Origin of the sequence: Bifidobacterium callitrichos DSM 23973 (assembly GCF_000741175.1) — a bacterium.
In the GTDB taxonomy this organism is placed as follows: Bacteria; Actinomycetota; Actinomycetes; order Actinomycetales; family Bifidobacteriaceae; genus Bifidobacterium; species Bifidobacterium callitrichos.
Window position 1 is genome coordinate 1 of record NZ_JGYS01000005.1, and the last position, 16,742, is coordinate 16,742.

Below are 16,742 nucleotides of genomic sequence, written 5' to 3' on the forward strand. Positions count from 1 at the left end.
GCGGCCGAGGCGCAGCAGGCCGCCGAGGACGCGCAGCACGTCGACCCGTCGACGCTCGTCAAGACGAAGACAGAGGAAACACACCGCGACGTGAAGGTCGGGGCGATCATCGAGAACTCCGTCTACCGGTCGATGGTGCTCATGAACGACTCGCTGGCCGAGAAGCTCGCCAACGACTACACGATGTTCACGATCATGCTGTTCATCAACGCCGATTCCGGCGCGGACGTGGCCGCGGTCAAGGAGCGGCTCGTCAAGGCGGTCAAGCCGTTCTACGTGATCACCGTGCAGGACCGCGACGAGTTCAAGTCGTCGATGAGCTCGATGGTCGACCAGATCCTCATCATCCTGTACGCGCTACTCGCCCTGTCGATCGTGATCGCCGTGTTCGGCATCGTGAACACTTTGGCGTTGAGCGTGTCGGAGCGCACGAGGGAGATCGGCCTGTTGCGGGCGATCGGTACGTCACGCGGTCAGGTGCGCGGCATGCTCGCGATCGAGGCGTCGCTGATCGCCGTGCTCGGCACGCTGCTCGGCCTCGTCGTCGGCGTCGGCGCGGGCGCGGTCATCCAGCGGGTGTACCAGTCCAACGGTCTGGAATGGCTCGCGGTGCCGTGGGACCAGCTGGGCGTGTTCCTCGCGCTGTCGATCGTCGTGGGCGTCATCGCCGCGCTGCCACCGGCGCGCCGCGCGCTGAAGGTCCCTGTCCTCGACGCCGTCGCCACTGACTGACTGACGAGGCATTCCAGTGCAGAAAAAGGCATACCTGCCGTCCACCATTGAGGTGCAGAGCACATTATTTCAAATCGAGGCTCTTGTCGTGTGTGTGGTTTGTTGGTGGTGGGTGTGGCAGGAAGAGGATGCTGTCGGTGCTTTTGCCGGAGGGAATGCGGACGGGTGTGACGACGCTATCCCCCGTTTCGGTATCTATCGAGAGAATGCTTCCGATGGTTCTGACTCCCTTCGCCTCCGACATGGTTTCGTCCCTGACAAGAACAAGGACTTTACCCTGAGAGGAAATAGCCTGGGTGACATACTGAGTGCTCCTTATGGCCGGAATATCAAGACATTCGGAACGATCGACATCATACGTCTCATCGGAAATCGGGCATACCTGGGTGGAATCAACAACCCATGGCCGCCCTTGTACGGAAAGGAGAGATTGAAGGTCCGATTCCACTCGTACGCTCGCCATCCTGTCCAAGGTGACGGCATCAAAGACATCCATCTGTCTCGGCGATCCATTGAGATCGGTTCCAACAGCAAGAAGACGATCATTCCAGCGGCTTCTCGACCTTCAGCGAGAAACTGCGATAGGCTTCCGGCGTGGCGTCCGGGACGAGGTACAGTTAGAGGTACGTGACGACGGGCGGACGCGGTGGTCCGCCGCCGGTTCGTCCGTTAATCCGTACTGGTCTTACGTGGGGAGGAAATATGGCATTGCCGCAGTCGATTCCAAATGGTGCACGCATCGTCGTGCGCGTCATCGAGGGCGTGGATCCGGCCGACGGGCGCACGAAGTTCCGCGACTACGTGGGGCATGTGCTCTCGTGGGACGGGCGCACGCTCGAACTGTCGCGGGACGCGGCCGCGAACGGCTCACGCCCGAAACAGCATGTGATGATCGATGCCGACACCATCGCCACGCTCAAGCCGGTGCCGGAGCGGCCCAAGCCCCGGCCGTAAACGACCTTACAGCGCGGAACGCAGCTGGACGCGGACCGTGTGCGGGCCCGCGAACGCGATGATGTGCTCGCCACGGCGGGCCGAGTCCAGCAGGTCCGCCTGCCAGTGTTCCGGGGTGAAGTCGACGAGCCGCTCCTCATAGGCGAGATCGTCGGAAGTGTCATCCGCGCCATCCCCTCGCGCCGCGATGGCGCGCTGGCGTGCCTTGTAGTCGCGGAACGGCTGGCCTTCGGCGAAGAACGCCTTCATCGCGGCCGCATGCGGATCGGCCGCCTCCACCGGCACGGCGGCGGTCCGTTCGGCGTGGAGCAGATCCGCGACGGCGTTCAGGCGCGCGGCCATGTCGCGCAGCAGCCCTTCGACGTTGGCCGCGTCCTCCTCGACCATCGCGCGTGTGCGGTCGGGGTCGGTCAGGGCGACGCGGGTCATGTCGCGCCAGCTGCCGGCGGCGAGCGCGGCGGCGATGTTGCGGTTCGGGTCGGCGGTGAGCTCGTTGATGAGGGCGGTGGCGACGACGTGCGGCATGTGGCTGATCATCGCGGCGGCCTTGTCGTGCGTGTCGTCGTCGAGGACGATCACGCGGTTGCCGACGCCGTCGACGATGAGTCGTGCGACGGCGAGGAACCGGTTGAAATCGGTGTCGGGCGTCACGGTGATCGCCCATAGGGCGTCGTCGTAGAGGGCCGGGTCGGCGGCCGTCCAGCCGGACAGTTCGTTGCCGGCCATCGGGTGCGCGCCGACGTAGCACTCCCCCAGCCCGGCCTCCTCGACCTGATCGCGCACCATGCCCTTGACGCTGCCCACGTCGGTGAGGGTGATGTTCGGCACGGCGTCGAGCAGGGGCTTCAATTCGGCGAGGATCGCGGGCATGGCCTTGAGCGGGTTGCACAGGACGATGACGTCCGGGCGGGCCTCGACGAGCGCGGCGAGCGTCGGCACGCAATGGATGCCGGCGCGTTCGGCCTCGGCGTACGGGTGCGGACGGTGGTTCCATGCGATGACCTTCACGCCGCGATCGACGAGCCTGCGTGCGAGGGAGCCGCCGATCAGTCCCATGCCGACGATGCCGACGGTCATCGAGGTCTCTCCCCCAGTCAGCTTCGCTGACAGCCCCCTCGTCAGAGGGGGCCGAACATCCGCACGATTGCTCGTGCCTGCTTCGTGCTTCTCTACCACAGCAGTTCCCTTTCCACGGTGGCGGCCGTCTGCCAGTCGCGTTCGATGCGCATCGCGTCGAGATGCACGCCGCCCTGGGGCAGCATCCATGCGTCGACCGGCGGGTTGGGTCTCTCGCGTCTCGGATACACGGCGAGGGTCTTGAGCCAGATGCCGTGCGTGGCGAGCGTTTCGAGGACTTCGCGGAAGCGCGGCTCCCATGGGGCGGCGTCGAGCGTGTCGATGAAGCTGTAGGTGCCGTCGTGGCCCTTGATGGGCCGGGACATGAAGCTGGTCATGTTGAGGCCCGCGTCGCGCAGGATGTCGAGCACGTTGGCGACGACGCCCGGACCGGTGACGAGCGGGATGAACGTGATGATGGTTTCGAACTCCCCGGTGCCGTGCTTGCGGAACCTCGAGGACAGGTCGCGTACGTCGTCTCGTCGGGCGAGGACGAGGAATTCGGTGCGGGCGCCCTCGAAGTCCTGCACGCGTTCGGCGAGCGTGTCAAGACCGTACAGGTCGCCGCAGATGCGCGGGCCGAACGCGATGCGTCCCGGCTTCAGGTCGCGGCATGCAGCGGCGTTGGAGGATGCGGGGACCGCCCTGAGATGATGTTCGGCGATGAAGCGCTTGCACTGCGCGAGTCCGTGTGAGTGTGCGGAGACGATGACGGGTTCGTCTCCCCCATGTCCGTTCAGCGGATCGTCGCCCGCCACGGCGAACGCGTCGAAGGCGACGTCGACGCCCACGCGCGCGAATCCGGCGAGATCGGTCGAGTCGATCAGGGCGTCGAGGTTCGGCACCACGTACCCCTCGACGTTGTTCTCCCATGCGATGACGCCCCAGCCGCGCCCCTGCTGGACGGCGTCGATGATGGCGGGGACGTCGGACAGGGCGGTCAGCGTGATCTCGCCGTCATCGTCTTCGTCGCCGCCGACGTACGGTCGCAGCTGGTCGGCGGCCTCCATCGCCGCCTGATGGGTGAAGGTGCCTTCCGGCCCCAGGTAGAACAGTTCCTTACATGCCATAGGCTCCTACTGTAGCGGCCGTGGGGTCGGACAGGCCGACCCCACGCGCACATCGTGGAACCGATTGGCGAATGTACGGTTGTACGCTCAGGAGCGCAGCAGGATCTCCGCGAGCGCTCCGGACACCGCTTCGGGCATGTCACTGACCCAGAAGTCGTTGTCGTAGCGGGGGCCTCGGTCCAGCGTGCGGATCGCGTCGAGCGCGTGCACGCCGAGCTCCCTGACCGCGTTCAGCGCGAGCTCCTTGGTGCGGTAGCGCATCTGGGCGTGCAGAAGCAGGTCCATGACGTCCGATTCGATCGGGTTGTCGGCGATGGCGAGGCCGCCGGGGACCGTGATGCGCAGACCCGCCTGCGAGGAGACGTCGGACACATGCACCGACAGGCTCATCGTCGCCTCGTCGTACGTCACGTCCGGCGTGCCGTCACACGGCTGTCCGCCGCAGCGCACCTGCACGTCGGCGGCCGACACCGGCGCGACGCCGCGGAACACGATGGTCCACTCGCGCCTGTCCGGAACGACATCCGCATCACCCGACACCGGGGCAATGGACAGGCTGCTCGACATGCGAGGGCCGTTCCCGGGCGCTTCCTCGCAGTCGTCGGCGTCACGCCACGCGAACGAGATCGAGGTCCTGGCGGCGGCCGAATCCCGCGTGCCGTCGTCCTCACGCAACGTGAACGCACCGTCGGCTCCGGGGAAGACGACCACCTCCAGGGCGTTCGGATTGCCGACCGAGTTCACCGCGGGGTCGCCGGCGTCCGCCACCCTCTGCAACGGCACGATGCCGCCGGCCTTGGCGAACACGGGGATCCGGTCGATGCCACGCCACGCCTCGAGCCGTCGTCCGACGCCCGAGACCGTATGCGAGACATATCGGCGTCCGTCGAAGAAGTCGAACCATTCGCCGTCGGGCAGCCACACCTCGGCGCGGCCGCGTTGCGCCGCACGGTCGTTCGCCTCGACGATCGGGGCGACGATCAGCTCGGTGCCGAATCGGAACTCGTTCGGCACCTCGTATGCGTTGGCGGTGTCGGGCGACTGCCAGTACATCGGTTCCACCAGTGGCCTGCCGTCATGCGCCGCACGCCAGTCCATCGTGTACAGGTAGGGCAGCATCGCATGTCGCAGCCGCAGCATACCGGTCATCGATTCGCGCACGGCGGGCTCGAAGTTCCACGGCTCCTTGCCGGCAAACGGCAACTTGGAGGAATGCAGACGGTTGATCGGGCTGAACGTGCCGAGCTGGTACCAGCGGGCCTCGAGCTCCTCGTCACGGTAGCCGAACATATGGCCGCCGATGTCATGACTCCACCACCCGTAGCCGATGTTCGAGGCGGTGGCGGTGAAGTACGGCTGGAACCTGAGCGATTCCCAGGTCACGATCGTGTCCCCGGAGAAGCCGACCGGGTACCGGTGCGATCCGGGGCCCGCGTATCGGGAGAAGGTGATCGGCCAGCGGCCGTCTCGACCGGAGTCGAGGTAGTGCATGTGGTTGAGCATCCACAGCGGGTCGAGGCCCTTCTGACGGGTGACGCCGCCCTGCTGCCAGTCGATCCACCAGAAGTCGACGCCCTCGTCCTCCAGCGCGTGATGCATGGCGAAGTACGCATCCATGTAGTCCGGACTGGTCAGGTCGCATTCGATGCTCTCACCGCTCGCCGGATCGATGCCGACGCGCTTGGCGACTGCCGGATAGGCGTCCTCGTACGCGCGCACGCCGTCGCGCGGGTGCACGTTGAGCGTGGTCTTGAGTCCGCGCTCGTGCAGGGATTCGAGGAACGCCGGCGGATCGGGGAACAGTTTGCGGTTCCATGTGTATCCGGTCCATCCGGAACCGTATTTCGGGTCGACGTCGTCGACCAGATGCCAGTCCATGTCGATCACGGACGTGGTGAACGGGATGCCTTCGCGCTTGAACCGGTCCATGAGGTTCAGGTAGCTTTCCTGCGTGTACCGGTAGTAGCGGCTCCACCAGTTGCCGAGCGCCCATCGCGGCAGCAGCGGCGTGGGGCCGGTGAGCCGGTAGAAGTCGTGTACGGCCTCGATGTAGCGGTGCCCGTAGCCGAAGAAGTACAGGTCCGTCTCCCCGTTTGTGCGAGGCTCGACCCAACTGCCGAACGGATTGCGTTTGCCGTCGACCTCGTCCGCCTCGACGATGATGTTGGACTTCGAGTCGTCGATCACGGCCCAGCCGTCGCGGGAGATGACGCCGTCGCCGAGCGGGATCTCGCCGTCGGCCTCGTCGAGCGTGCGGGCGGTGCCCTTGAGGTTGCCGCTCTGCGCGTCGCCGTAATGCCACGTGTTGAACTGGGTGTCGGAGACGCCCTTGACCACGACGCTCAATCCCTCCTTGCTGAAGGGACGCCTGTCGTAGGTGATGTACAGCGAATCGGTGTCGATGATGACCCGGCCGTCGCGTTCGGTGAGCGTGTAGCGCACGTCCTCGCCGAGATCGCGGTTGAGCACGGTCTGGGTCGGACGGTCCTCGAACACGCCGTCGTCCGACCATTCGAAGCGGACGAGCGATGCGGTGATCATCGTGATGCGCCAGCGGTCGCCGCGGATGACGGAGTCGGCGCGCGCGAGCGGCTTCGCATCGACCTTGAAGTCCTTCGGATCGGGAGACTGCGTGTCCAAGCCGGTTTGCGGCGCGATATGCGATGCTGTCATGGTCGTTGTCCTTTCACTTGCCGGAACCGGTGGCGATGCCGGCGATGAACTGCTTCTGGAAGCACATGTACACGATAACCACCGGGATGATCGCCACCGAGGTGGCCGCGAACAGTCCGCCGTAGTCGGTGCCGTACTGGCCGGAGAACATCTTGAGGCCGACCGACAGCAGCTGCTTGTCGTCGTCGGTGATCATGAGGAACGGCCACAGGTAGTCCTCCCAGTTCCACAGGAACGTGAAGATCGCGAGCGCGGCGATGGAGTTGCGGCTCATCGGCAGCACGACCTGATGGAAGATGCGCCAGTCGCTGGCGCCGTCGAGACGCGCCGCCTCGATGATCTCGTCGGAGATGCCGCCGATGGACTGGCGGAACAGGAACACGCCGAATCCGGAGACCAGACCGGGGATGATGAGCGCACGGTAGGTGTCGAGCCAGCCGAACTGGACCATCATGTCGTACTGCGGGATGATGGTGACGGCCCACGGCAGCATCATGGTGGCGAGCACCATGCCGAACAGCAGGTTGCGTCCGCGGAAGTGCAGCTTGGAGAACACGTAGCCGAGCACGGCGCTGATGTAGATGATGAGCAGGGTCTTGAGGCTGGCCACGAACAGGGAGTTCGCGAACAGGCGCAGGAAGTTGAACTTGTCCTGGATGTTGATGTAGTTGTCGATCGTGCTGGGCGTGGGGAACACGCCGCCGGTGAGCTTGACGATCTCGCTGTTGGGTGCGAACGAGGAGACCAGCATCCAGATGAACGGGATGATGGTGACGGCCGCAAGCACGAACAGCAGTGCGGTGACGATGACCGATGCGATGGTGTTCCTCTTCATCGTGTTTCCTCCAGATTGTCGCCGGACGCCTTGAACATGAGCAGGGTGAGCACGCCGGTCAGTGCGAACAGGATGACGCTCATCGCGGAGGCGACGCCGAAGTTGTACTTCTGGAACGCCTGGTCGTAGATGAGGTAGCTGATGGTGTAGGTGTCGGTGCCCGGTCCGCCGCCGGTCATCACGAGGATCTGCACGTAGGCCTGCAGGTAGCTGATGAGCGAGGTGATGACGATGAGCAGTGTGGTCGGGCGCAGCAGCGGCAGGGTGATCGAGCGGAACGTCTGCCATTTGTTGGCGCCGTCGAGGGAGACGGCCTCGTAGACGTCCTTCGGCAGGGACATGATGCCGCCCATGTACAGGACGGTGGCGTAGCCGAAGTCCTTCCAGATGGTCATGATGATGATCGCCGGCATGGCCCACTTGGAGTCGTTGAGCCAGCTGATGTCGAGGCCGGTGATCTTGTCGATCATGCCGAACTGCGGGTCGAACATCCACATCCAGACGAACGAGACGGCCACGAGCGGCGTGATGGTGGGCATGTAGAACAGGCCGCGCAGCGAGTCCTTCGCCTTGACGAGTTTGGAGGTCAGGAGCATGGCGAGCGCCAGGCCGATGACCACGCGGAACAGGATCGAGAAGAAGGAGAACACGGCGGTGTTCCAGATCGACTTCCAGAACAGTGAGTCGGTGAGGACCTGGGCGAAGTTGTCCAGACCGACCCAGTTGTAGGTGTCGGTCAGCGGATTCCATTCATGCAGGCTGCCGGCGAACGCCTTGAAGATCGGGTAGGCCATGAACACCGCGAAGTACGCGATGAGGAGCACCACCGACACGTTGCGCATGGACAGGATGTCGCCAAGCGCAAGGTGCCTGCGTGCCGGCGTCGAGGTCGTGTGTCGTGACTTGGATGTTGACGTTGACATTGCCATGTCTCCTTTCAGTCCTGCTTGGCTTCGTCGTAGTGCTGGTACATGCGCTCCAGCGAGACGAAGTCACTGTTCTTCATGTCGGTTTCGATCTGGGCCTGTGCGGCGGCTACCGCCTTGGCGATCGGCTGATGGTTCTGGAAGACGTTCTGGAAGGCGATCTTGGGGCTGCTTTCCAGCGTGGAGGGCGTCGGGCCGGGCCAGATCAGACGGTCGAGTCGGGGTTTGATCGCCGCCATGACTGGATTGGAGAGGATCTCGGGATCGTCCTGCAGTGATTTCTTGCCGGGGAAGGAGTTCTGCAGTTTGACCGCGGTGCGCACGTAGTCGTCACCGGCGAGCATGAAGCGGATCACGTCCTGGGCGACCGCGCGCTGCTCGGCGCTCTGGTGCTTGTTGATGCCGGGCGTGGATTCGCCGTTGTACCTGTCGTAGGCGAACGGCACGTCTTTGGTGAAGGTCGGCGTCGGGAAGACGCCGTAGTCGATGTCCGGGTACTTGGTGTCGAGCGTGCCCTGCAGCGCGCCCCACGCGTAGATCATCGCGGTCTGTCCGTTGCCGAAGCTCTGTTCGGAGTTGTCTCCGAACTTGACGGAGCCGACCTTGTCCTTCTCGTACAGGTCGAGGAGGAACTGGAGGTTCTCGCGCGTGGCCTTACTGTCGTAGTTGGCCTTCGTGCCGGACTTGTCGAACATGAGCGTGCCGCGCTGGTAGTTGAGTCCCTGCCACAGGCCGTCGTAGCGGCCGTCGCCGTTCATGTTGAATCCGGCCTGCACCATCTTGCCGCCGTCGAATTTCGTGAGCTTCTTGGCGACTTCGGCGAACTCGTCCCATGTGGTGGGGATGTCGGCGTCGGTCAGTCCGGCCTCCTTCCACAGGGTCTTGTTGTAGTAGATGTTGCCGGTGTTGATCACGGAGTCGATGTAGTCGACCTTACCGTCGACCACGTGGGTCTCGACGTTCGTGTAGTCGGCCTCGAGGTCGTCGAGGTCGATGTCGTAGGCCTCCATATGCGGGCGGAGCAGCGCATCCTGCGAGTTGTGCACGTTGAACAGGACCGGTGCGTTCCTGTTGCCCTTGAGCGAGAGCGGGGTTTTGACCCAGTAGTCGCTCCATGCGACCTGCGAGATCTTGAACGTGACGTTGGGGTGGATCTTCTCGTACTCGTGGAGCATGGTGACGACCGGATCGGTGCTGGCGTCGCCCCAGGTCCAGTATCCGAGTTCGATGGGCTGGCCGTCGTTGACCAGATGGTTGGGGTCATAGGTCAGGTGCTGTCCGAGCACCTCAAGCCCCTTGTCGGCCTTGGTGTCGATCACGCCCGACGTGCTGTTCGCACTGCAACCGGTTACACCGGCCAACAGGGCAACAGTGGCAGTCAGTGCAGCCAGCGGTTTTCTGACGTTCATTACTCCCTTACCTCCTCGTAAGCTGCGGTGGGCATGGCTTTACGATAGCGGGATCAAACCGGTTCGGCAACTGCATTGCAACAAGATGTAAACCGTTACATTTGTAAACCGTTGCAAAATCATCTATGCGCACGCTAACAAGCTATTTTCCACCGGCGTGTCGTATATGCAATCATTTACATTCATGGTGAGTCCCATGCGATATTGACATACAATGTCAGGCAGCGGCGGGACGGACGCGACGTCCGCCCCATACCCCACGCCCGCAACCGACCGCACCATCGCATACGCCAAGGAGATCGCCATGAAGCCCAACATCGAGGACGTTGCCGAAAGGGCGGGGGTATCGACCGCGACGGTGTCGAGGGTTTTCTCCAAGCCGGATCTCGTCTCGGAGAAAACCCGCGCCAAGGTCATGAAGGTGGCCGACGAACTCGGATTCTCCGTCTCGCGCACGGCCGGCGTGCTGCGCTCAGGCAGATCCCGCCGCATCGCGCTGCTCGTCGGAGGCCCGAGGATCGAATGGTTCACCGCCGGACTAATCGAAGGGCTCAACGCGGTATTCCGCGACGCCGGCTACGATCTGGTCATCTATCCCATCGGCTCGGGCCAGTCGAGGCACACGTTCTTCGAGGACCTCCCCGTCTCCGGCAACGCGGACGCGGTCGTCATATCGTCCTTCGCCGCCAGCCCTGAGGAGATCGGACGACTGCGCAGCGCCATGCGCATCCCGCTGATCGGCATCAATATCACCGGCGAGGGATTCGACGCCTCCACCAGCATCGACGACCGTCTCGGCATCCGCCTCATCGTACGGCATCTGGCGCAACTTGGGCACCGCAACCTGCTGTACATGTACGAGGACTTCCACAACACCCTCGGATTCAGCTCGCTCAACCGCATCAGCGGATTCCGCGAGGCCTGCGAGCATCTCCCCGGCGTCACCGGACACATCGTCTCCACCCGGCCGGGAGACGACATGCTCGACGCCATGGCCTCCGAGCTGCACGCATACGACGACCCGCCCACCGCGGTGTGCTTCCATCAGGACTCGATGGCGATACCGCTGCTGCTCAACCTGCGCCGATACGGGTTGAGCGTGCCCGACGATCTGTCGATCACGGGATTCGACGACAGCACCTTCTCGGCCGTGGCCGGCCTGACCACCGTAAGGCAGGACCCATACGCCATGGCCGTGGCCGCCGCGCACAAGACACTCGATCTCATCGAAGACCGGACACCGGCCGAGCCATACGAGATCTTCCCCGTACGGCTCGTCGTACGGACGACCACCGCGGCACCGGCCCGTCGCTGACTGCCGGGCGGACGACCGGGACCGTTCAGGAAACCTTTCTCGGCGGGATCGCGAACCAGCGGGCGGGAAGGACGAGCAGGAGCACCTGCAGCGCGATCACGCCGTAGAGCCAGATGTAGCCGGCATGCTGGCTCATGAACGGCACTTCGGCGCCGAATCCGGCGACGGTGAGCACATCGCCGCCGGGGCCACCGACGATGGCAAGACCCCACGCCACGACCGACGAGACGGTCAGGTGCAGGCCGATGCCGACAGCCCCCTGACGCGCGCGTGCGGCGTAGGTGGACAAACCGACGATGAGGAGCGCGAGCACGAGACCGTAGGGGATGTTCATCGACGCGCCCATGCGATGCGCGAACGTGCCGACGAACGCCGAACCGGCGCCGGCGGCCACCGTGACCAGCGATCGGCCGAGAGGGCCGAACCGGTGCGACCACGGCATCAGGGATGGGTCATTATGGCGTTGCGGTTGCTGCTTCATACCGGATCACTGTACCCGCCGCCCCGCCGAACTGGAGTCCCCTTGTCGACAGCCCACTCGTCATAAGGAGCCGGCCGCTCACGACGAATGTGACGAAGACGACATTTTTCGTTTTTCCGGCTGTCGTCCACCCGCACGCAACCTGCGACGCGCCTACTGATTGCTAGGCTCTTGCCCAGCCCGCAAACACTACATCTAGTGGCGACACGCTCGACATGCCACAACCGATAGCGTTTTCAATCAAATGACATGGATGTAATCTATATCCCCAGCAAGCGCGCACGACGCTTTCACGCGAATAGCGCCAAGCCACAACCACCCCAGCTACGGGATTCCATCGGACCCCGCATCCAACGAGCATCAGACAAGGAACAGCCATGACCGTCACCGTGTTCACCAAGCCCCGCTGCCCGCAGTGCGACGCCACCAAGCGTCAGCTCACCAAGCTCGGCGTGCCCTTCGACACCGTTGACCTGTCCGAGAACCCGTCCACCCTGGAGCAGCTGCAGGCCGCCGGATTCCGTCAGGCCCCGGTCGTCATCACCCCCGACAACTCGTGGACAGGCTACCGTCCCGATCTGATCAAGGAGCTCGCCAAGTCGCAGGCCACCGTCGCCGCGTGAGCGTGAGGACCGACCGTTCGATGTCCTTCACACCGAAGATCAGCACCAGCCCGGCCGGCACGCGCGGCGAGGCCGACGCATACGGCGTCGGCGGACAGCCCACCTTGGCCCGTGCGCCGAAGAGCGCGCCGATCGCCATGCACGCCGACCCGACGCCCGCAAGCGACGACACCACCCCCAGTACCCCGGAGACCGCCGCGACGGGCGGCGCCGGCAAGTCCATCGGAGCATTGGTGTACTTCTCCTCCGCATCGGAGAACACATCCCGATTCGTCGCCGGACTGAAACTGTCCGAACTGGGCGTCAACGTCTACCGCATCCCGCTCAAGCCCGGTCAGCCCACGCTGCAGGTACGCGAGCCGTATCTGCTCATGGTGCCCACCTACGGCGGCGGCGACGCGCGCAAGGCCGTGCCGGTGCAGGTCAAGAAGTTCCTCAACAACGCGGCGAACCGCGCGTGGATCCGCGGCGTCATCGCCTCGGGCAACACGAACTTCGGCTCCGCGTACGCCGCCGCCGGCGACATCATCGCCGCGAAATGCCGCGTACCCTACCTGTATCGCTTCGAACTGATGGGCACCCGCGAGGACACGCGCAAGGTGCGCGAGGGCATCGCCCGCTTCTTCCGCGTACGGAACGCCACGGCGCGCTGATCTCCGCGCGCCTTCACTAACCCACTCGACAAATCGACCACCGACCACAGGACAAGCCATTTACATGACCACCTACGATCCCTCCACCGATTACCATGCGCTCAACGCGATGCTCAACCTCTACGACGAGCACGGCCTCATCCAGTTCGGCAAGGACAAGGAGGCGGAGCGCGCGTACGTCACCTCCGAGATCGAACCGAACACGATGAGGTTCGGTTCCACCGCCGAGCGTCTCGACTATCTCATCGGACATCAGTACTACGACGGCGACGTGTTCGCCCGCTACTCCCCCGAATTCCTCGACGCGTTCTATCAGCGCGCCCAATCGAGCGGATTCGAGTTCGAGACGTTCCTCGGCGCGTTCAAGTTCTTCCGCTCCTACGCCTTGAAGTCGTTCGACGGCAAGACGTACCTCGAGGACTTCCCGCAGCGCTGCGCCGCCGTGGCGCTCGATCTCGCCGCCGGTGACGAGCATGCGGCCGAACGCTACCTCGACGAGATGCTCGTCGGCCGCTTCCAGCCGGCCACGCCGACGTTCCTCAACCTCGGCAAGGCGCAGCGCGGCGAACCTGTCAGCTGCTTCCTCGTGCGCATCGAGGACAACATGGAGTCGATCTCGCGCGGCATCAACGCGGCCCTGCAGCTGTCCAAGCGCGGCGGCGGCGTGGCCCTGCTGCTGTCGAACCTCAGGGAGCTCGGCGCGCCGATCAAGCACATCGAGAACCAGTCCAGCGGCGTCGTGCCGGTCATGAAGCTTCTGGAGGACTCGTTCTCCTACGCGAACCAGCTGGGCGCGCGCCAGGGCGCCGGCGCCGTGTACCTGAACGCCCATCACCCCGACATCATGCGCTTCCTCGACACCAAGCGCGAGAACGCGGACGAGAAGATCCGCATCAAGTCGCTCGCCCTAGGCGTCGTCGTGCCGGACATCACGTTCGAACTGGCCAAGCGCAAGGAGCAGATGGCGCTGTTCAGCCCGTACGACGTCGAACGCGTCTACGGCAAGCCGTTCGCCGACATCTCGGTGAGCGAGCGCTATGACGAGATGCTCGCCGACGACCGCATCAGCAAGACGTACATCGACGCGCGCAAGTTCTTCACGACGCTCGCCGAGCTCCAGTTCGAATCCGGATACCCGTACATCGTGTTCGAGGACACCGTCAACCGCGCCAACCCGATCGACGGCCGCGTGACCATGTCGAACCTGTGCTCGGAGATCCTGCAGGTGCAGGAGCCGAGCTCCTACGCGGAGGATCTGTCGTACACGCACGTCGGCCGCGACGTGTCCTGCAACCTCGGTTCGCTCAACATCGCCAAGGCAATGGACGGTGGGCTCGCCGACACGGTCGAGACGGCGATCCATGCGCTGACCGCCGTGGCCGAGCACACGAGCATCGACGCGGTGCCCTCGATCCGCCGTGCCAACGAGGAGGGTCACGCGATCGGCCTCGGCCAGATGAACCTGCACGGCTTCCTCGCGCGCGAGGGCATCATGTACGGCTCCGATGAGGCGCTCGACTTCACCGACATGTACTTCATGACCGTCGCCTACCACGCCTACAAGGCCTCGCACGAGCTGGCCGTCCGCCACGGCAAGGCGTTCGTCGGCTTCGAACGCTCCGACTACGCCAAGCCTGCCGGAGCGGGCAACTACTTCGACAAGTACACTGACGGCCGCCGTTCGATCGAACCGCGAACCGAACGCGTGCGCGAGCTGTTCGCACGTTTCGGCGTCGCGATCCCGACCGTCGCCGACTGGCAGGCGCTGCGCGACGAGATCCTCGCCGACGGCATCTACAACCAGAACCTGCAGGCCGTGCCGCCGACCGGATCGATCTCGTACATCAATCACTCCACGTCGTCGATCCACCCGATCGCCTCGAAGATCGAGATCCGCAAGGAAGGCAAGATCGGCCGCATGTACTACCCCGCGCCGTACATGACGAACGACAACCTCGAGTACTTCAAGGACGCCTATGAGATCGGATGGCAGGCGATCGTCGACACGTACGCCGAGGCCACGCAGCACGTCGACCAGGGCCTGTCCCTGACGCTGTTCTTCCCCGACACGGCCACCACTCGCGACGTGAACAAGGCGCAGATCTACGCCTGGCGCAAGGGCATCAAGACCCTCTACTACATCCGCATCCGCCAGCAGGCCCTCGAAGGCACCGAAGTGGCCGGCTGCGTGTCGTGCATGCTGTGAGTGCTTGACCGTTAGCCGTGGATGGTGGGGTGTGCGATACCCGACACACTCAAGGCCGTTCGGCCAAGCCTACGGTCGTGCATCGCACACCCCACCATCCACTCCGTTGGTCTCACCACGCACGAAACGTAGAAGGGAAAGCGAAACATGTCACCGATGATCTACCGCATGATCCTGCGTCTGACGGCGCCGGAGGAGTACGCGGACAAATACGGCGAACACGACGACAACGCAAACGAGTAAATACAGGAAACGAGGAACGAATATGGCACCGATCTCCGTACCGCGCAAGCCGCTCAAGCTCATCGACCGCGTCAGCGCGATCAACTGGAACCGTCTCGAGGACGACAAGGACCTCGAGGTGTGGGACCGTCTGACCGGCAACTTCTGGCTGCCGGAAAAGGTTCCGGTCTCGAACGACATCCCCAGCTGGCAGTCGATGAGCGAGGAGGAGCACACGCTCACGATGCGCGTGTTCACCGGCCTCACGCTGCTCGACACGATCCAGGGCACCGTCGGTGCGGTCTCCCTGATCCCCGACGCCCTCACCCCGCACGAGGAGGCCGTGTACACGAACATCGCGTTCATGGAGTCCGTGCATGCGAAGAGCTATTCGTCGATCTTCTCTACGCTGTGCTCCACCGAGCAGATCGACGCCGCGTTCTCGTGGAGCGAGGAGAACGAGTACCTGCAGAAGAAGGCGCAGATCGTCCTCGACTACTACGAGGGCGACAGCCCCCTGAAGCGCAAGGTCGCCTCCACGCTGCTGGAGTCGTTCCTGTTCTATTCGGGCTTCTACCTGCCGATGTACTTCTCTAGCCACGCGAAGCTGACGAACACGGCCGACGTGATCCGACTCATCATCCGCGACGAGGCCGTGCACGGCTACTACATCGGCTACAAGTACCAGCGTGGTCTCGAGCGCGTGAACGAGGCGAAGCGCGAGGAGATGCGCGAGTACACATACGAGCTGCTCAACGAGCTGTACGACAACGAGGTGGAGTACACCGAGTCGCTGTATGCGGGCGTGGGCCTGGTCGAGGACGTGGAGAAGTTCCTGCGCTACAACGGCAACAAGGCGCTGATGAACCTCGGCTACCCGGCGCTGTTCCCGGCTGAGATCTGCGATGTGAATCCGGCGATCATCGCGTCCCTCTCCCCCAACGCCGACGAGAACCACGACTTCTTCTCCGGCTCCGGCTCCTCCTACGTGATGGGCAAGGCCGAGGAGACTGACGACGAGGACTGGGACTTCTGAATCGGTGACGCTCCCGCGCCGGACATCCGACGCCCCGCATCAGCCCTCGCATCGGACGTTCGGATGCGGGGGCGTGTCACAACGTGGTTCCCGGCGTCTTTTCGATACGTTGTGACGATTTCCGTTGTCACAACTCACCCGAATCATCGTGAATCGCACGTTGTGACAAGAACGCCGGCCCGACGGCGTAAGACGACGGGGAGACGATGGTGAGCTGGTCGGCGGAAAGCCTGAAATTCCGCCATTCCGTCGATCCCCTTTGCCACGCGATCGCACGCGCCGCCAACGATCCGTGTCACGACGCGCGAAAATCGCCGGGAATTGCGCGTTGTGACAGCTTTTCTTGTCACAACGTACCGAGATCGGCGTGGATCTGCACGTTGTGACAATCACCGGAAACCACCAGAATCACACCAGAATCACCAGAAACCATAAAAGGCTTTCCAAGGATCCGCGATGGATCTTCGGAAAGCCTTTTTGATAGCTCCGCT

15 protein-coding genes are annotated in these 16,742 nt (G+C 63.8%); 7 read left to right on the forward strand and 8 right to left on the reverse strand.

Features of this window, described 5'->3' with window-relative positions; translation table 11 throughout:
• Window positions 1-732 (forward strand): ABC transporter permease (locus BCAL_RS03255; RefSeq protein ID WP_043260001.1); only part of this gene is annotated, 732 nt, incomplete at its 5' end.
• A 64-nt stretch (window positions 733-796) separates the two neighbouring features.
• Here BCAL_RS03255 and BCAL_RS03260 read toward each other — a convergent pair.
• Window positions 797-1,228 carry a hypothetical protein gene (locus tag BCAL_RS03260; protein ID WP_052118987.1) on the reverse strand — a complete coding sequence of 144 codons (432 nt, stop codon included), beginning with the start codon at window positions 1,226-1,228 and terminating at the stop codon, window positions 797-799.
• Window positions 1,229-1,434: 206 nt separating this feature from the next.
• Here BCAL_RS03260 and BCAL_RS03265 point away from each other — a divergent pair, with 206 nt between their 5' ends.
• A complete protein-coding gene (locus BCAL_RS03265; protein WP_043164281.1) occupies window positions 1,435-1,686 on the forward strand; it encodes a DUF6725 family protein in 252 nt (83 codons plus the stop codon).
• A 6-nt stretch (window positions 1,687-1,692) separates the two neighbouring features.
• Here BCAL_RS03265 and BCAL_RS03270 read toward each other — a convergent pair whose 3' ends face one another.
• The 6 genes from BCAL_RS03270 to BCAL_RS03295 form a co-directional block, all read right to left on the reverse strand.
• Window positions 1,693-2,763: a prephenate dehydrogenase gene (locus BCAL_RS03270; protein ID WP_043164284.1), complete on the reverse strand. Its 1,071-nt coding sequence runs from the start codon at window positions 2,761-2,763 to the stop codon at window positions 1,693-1,695.
• A gap of 92 nt (window positions 2,764-2,855) precedes the next feature.
• On the reverse strand, window positions 2,856-3,872 hold the full coding sequence (locus BCAL_RS03275; RefSeq protein ID WP_043164286.1) for a prephenate dehydratase: 1,017 nt from the start codon (window positions 3,870-3,872) through the stop codon (window positions 2,856-2,858).
• A gap of 87 nt (window positions 3,873-3,959) precedes the next feature.
• On the reverse strand, window positions 3,960-6,545 hold the full coding sequence (locus tag BCAL_RS03280) for a glycoside hydrolase family 31 protein (RefSeq protein WP_052118988.1): 2,586 nt from the start codon (window positions 6,543-6,545) through the stop codon (window positions 3,960-3,962).
• A gap of 13 nt (window positions 6,546-6,558) precedes the next feature.
• Complete coding sequence (locus BCAL_RS03285) at window positions 6,559-7,380, reverse strand: carbohydrate ABC transporter permease (RefSeq protein WP_043164288.1); 822 nt, start codon at window positions 7,378-7,380, stop codon at window positions 6,559-6,561.
• Entirely contained in the window at window positions 7,377-8,222 is an 846-nt protein-coding gene (locus BCAL_RS03290; RefSeq protein ID WP_238549613.1) for a carbohydrate ABC transporter permease, read from the reverse strand. The genes BCAL_RS03285 and BCAL_RS03290 overlap by 4 nt, the downstream gene beginning before the upstream one ends.
• A gap of 95 nt (window positions 8,223-8,317) precedes the next feature.
• Window positions 8,318-9,715 (reverse strand): extracellular solute-binding protein, encoded by a 1,398-nt coding sequence (locus BCAL_RS03295; RefSeq protein WP_043164291.1) that lies wholly within the window; start codon window positions 9,713-9,715, stop codon window positions 8,318-8,320.
• Window positions 9,716-10,019: 304 nt separating this feature from the next.
• Here BCAL_RS03295 and BCAL_RS03300 point away from each other — a divergent pair, with 304 nt between their 5' ends.
• Complete coding sequence (locus BCAL_RS03300) at window positions 10,020-11,030, forward strand: LacI family DNA-binding transcriptional regulator (protein ID WP_043164417.1); 1,011 nt, start codon at window positions 10,020-10,022, stop codon at window positions 11,028-11,030.
• Between the two features lie 25 nt (window positions 11,031-11,055).
• On the opposite strand, the gene BCAL_RS03305 is transcribed toward BCAL_RS03300, so the two are convergent.
• Entirely contained in the window at window positions 11,056-11,511 is a 456-nt protein-coding gene (locus BCAL_RS03305) for a hypothetical protein (RefSeq protein ID WP_043164292.1), read from the reverse strand.
• Window positions 11,512-11,888: 377 nt separating this feature from the next.
• On the opposite strand from BCAL_RS03305, the gene BCAL_RS03310 reads away from it, so the two are divergent.
• The 4 genes from BCAL_RS03310 to nrdF all read left to right on the forward strand — a co-directional run bounded on the left by BCAL_RS03310 (window position 11,889) and on the right by nrdF (window position 16,251).
• Window positions 11,889-12,134, forward strand: a complete 246-nt coding sequence (locus BCAL_RS03310; RefSeq protein WP_043164293.1) for a glutaredoxin family protein — start codon at window positions 11,889-11,891, stop codon at window positions 12,132-12,134.
• A gap of 137 nt (window positions 12,135-12,271) precedes the next feature.
• Window positions 12,272-12,787, forward strand: coding sequence for a class Ib ribonucleoside-diphosphate reductase assembly flavoprotein NrdI (gene nrdI, locus BCAL_RS03315; protein WP_043164419.1), 516 nt, complete (start codon window positions 12,272-12,274; stop codon window positions 12,785-12,787).
• A gap of 64 nt (window positions 12,788-12,851) precedes the next feature.
• Complete coding sequence (gene nrdE, locus BCAL_RS03320; protein WP_052118989.1) at window positions 12,852-14,993, forward strand: class 1b ribonucleoside-diphosphate reductase subunit alpha; 2,142 nt, start codon at window positions 12,852-12,854, stop codon at window positions 14,991-14,993.
• Between the two features lie 265 nt (window positions 14,994-15,258).
• The gene (gene nrdF / locus BCAL_RS03325) at window positions 15,259-16,251 is read left to right on the forward strand and encodes a class 1b ribonucleoside-diphosphate reductase subunit beta (protein WP_043164295.1); all 993 of its coding nucleotides are present in this window, start codon (window positions 15,259-15,261) and stop codon (window positions 16,249-16,251) included.
• Window positions 16,252-16,742 lie beyond the last annotated feature (491 nt).

Excerpts from the sequence above, each read along its gene's own strand:
- BCAL_RS03260 (WP_052118987.1), bottom strand. The coding sequence starts at position 1,228 with ATGGATGTCTTTGATGCCGTCACCTTGGACAGGATGGCGAGCGTACGA.
- BCAL_RS03265 (WP_043164281.1), top strand. The coding sequence starts at position 1,435 with ATGGCATTGCCGCAGTCGATTCCAAATGGTGCACGCATCGTCGTGCGC.
- BCAL_RS03270 (WP_043164284.1), bottom strand. The coding sequence starts at position 2,763 with ATGACCGTCGGCATCGTCGGCATGGGACTGATCGGCGGCTCCCTCGCA.
- BCAL_RS03275 (WP_043164286.1), bottom strand. The coding sequence starts at position 3,872 with ATGGCATGTAAGGAACTGTTCTACCTGGGGCCGGAAGGCACCTTCACC.
- BCAL_RS03280 (WP_052118988.1), bottom strand. The coding sequence starts at position 6,545 with ATGACAGCATCGCATATCGCGCCGCAAACCGGCTTGGACACGCAGTCT.
- BCAL_RS03285 (WP_043164288.1), bottom strand. The coding sequence starts at position 7,380 with ATGAAGAGGAACACCATCGCATCGGTCATCGTCACCGCACTGCTGTTC.
- BCAL_RS03290 (WP_238549613.1), bottom strand. The coding sequence starts at position 8,222 with ATGCGCAACGTGTCGGTGGTGCTCCTCATCGCGTACTTCGCGGTGTTC.
- BCAL_RS03295 (WP_043164291.1), bottom strand. The coding sequence starts at position 9,715 with ATGAACGTCAGAAAACCGCTGGCTGCACTGACTGCCACTGTTGCCCTG.
- BCAL_RS03300 (WP_043164417.1), top strand. The coding sequence starts at position 10,020 with ATGAAGCCCAACATCGAGGACGTTGCCGAAAGGGCGGGGGTATCGACC.
- BCAL_RS03305 (WP_043164292.1), bottom strand. The coding sequence starts at position 11,511 with ATGAAGCAGCAACCGCAACGCCATAATGACCCATCCCTGATGCCGTGG.
- BCAL_RS03310 (WP_043164293.1), top strand. The coding sequence starts at position 11,889 with ATGACCGTCACCGTGTTCACCAAGCCCCGCTGCCCGCAGTGCGACGCC.
- nrdI (WP_043164419.1), top strand. The coding sequence starts at position 12,272 with ATGCACGCCGACCCGACGCCCGCAAGCGACGACACCACCCCCAGTACC.
- nrdE (WP_052118989.1), top strand. The coding sequence starts at position 12,852 with ATGACCACCTACGATCCCTCCACCGATTACCATGCGCTCAACGCGATG.
- nrdF (WP_043164295.1), top strand. The coding sequence starts at position 15,259 with ATGGCACCGATCTCCGTACCGCGCAAGCCGCTCAAGCTCATCGACCGC.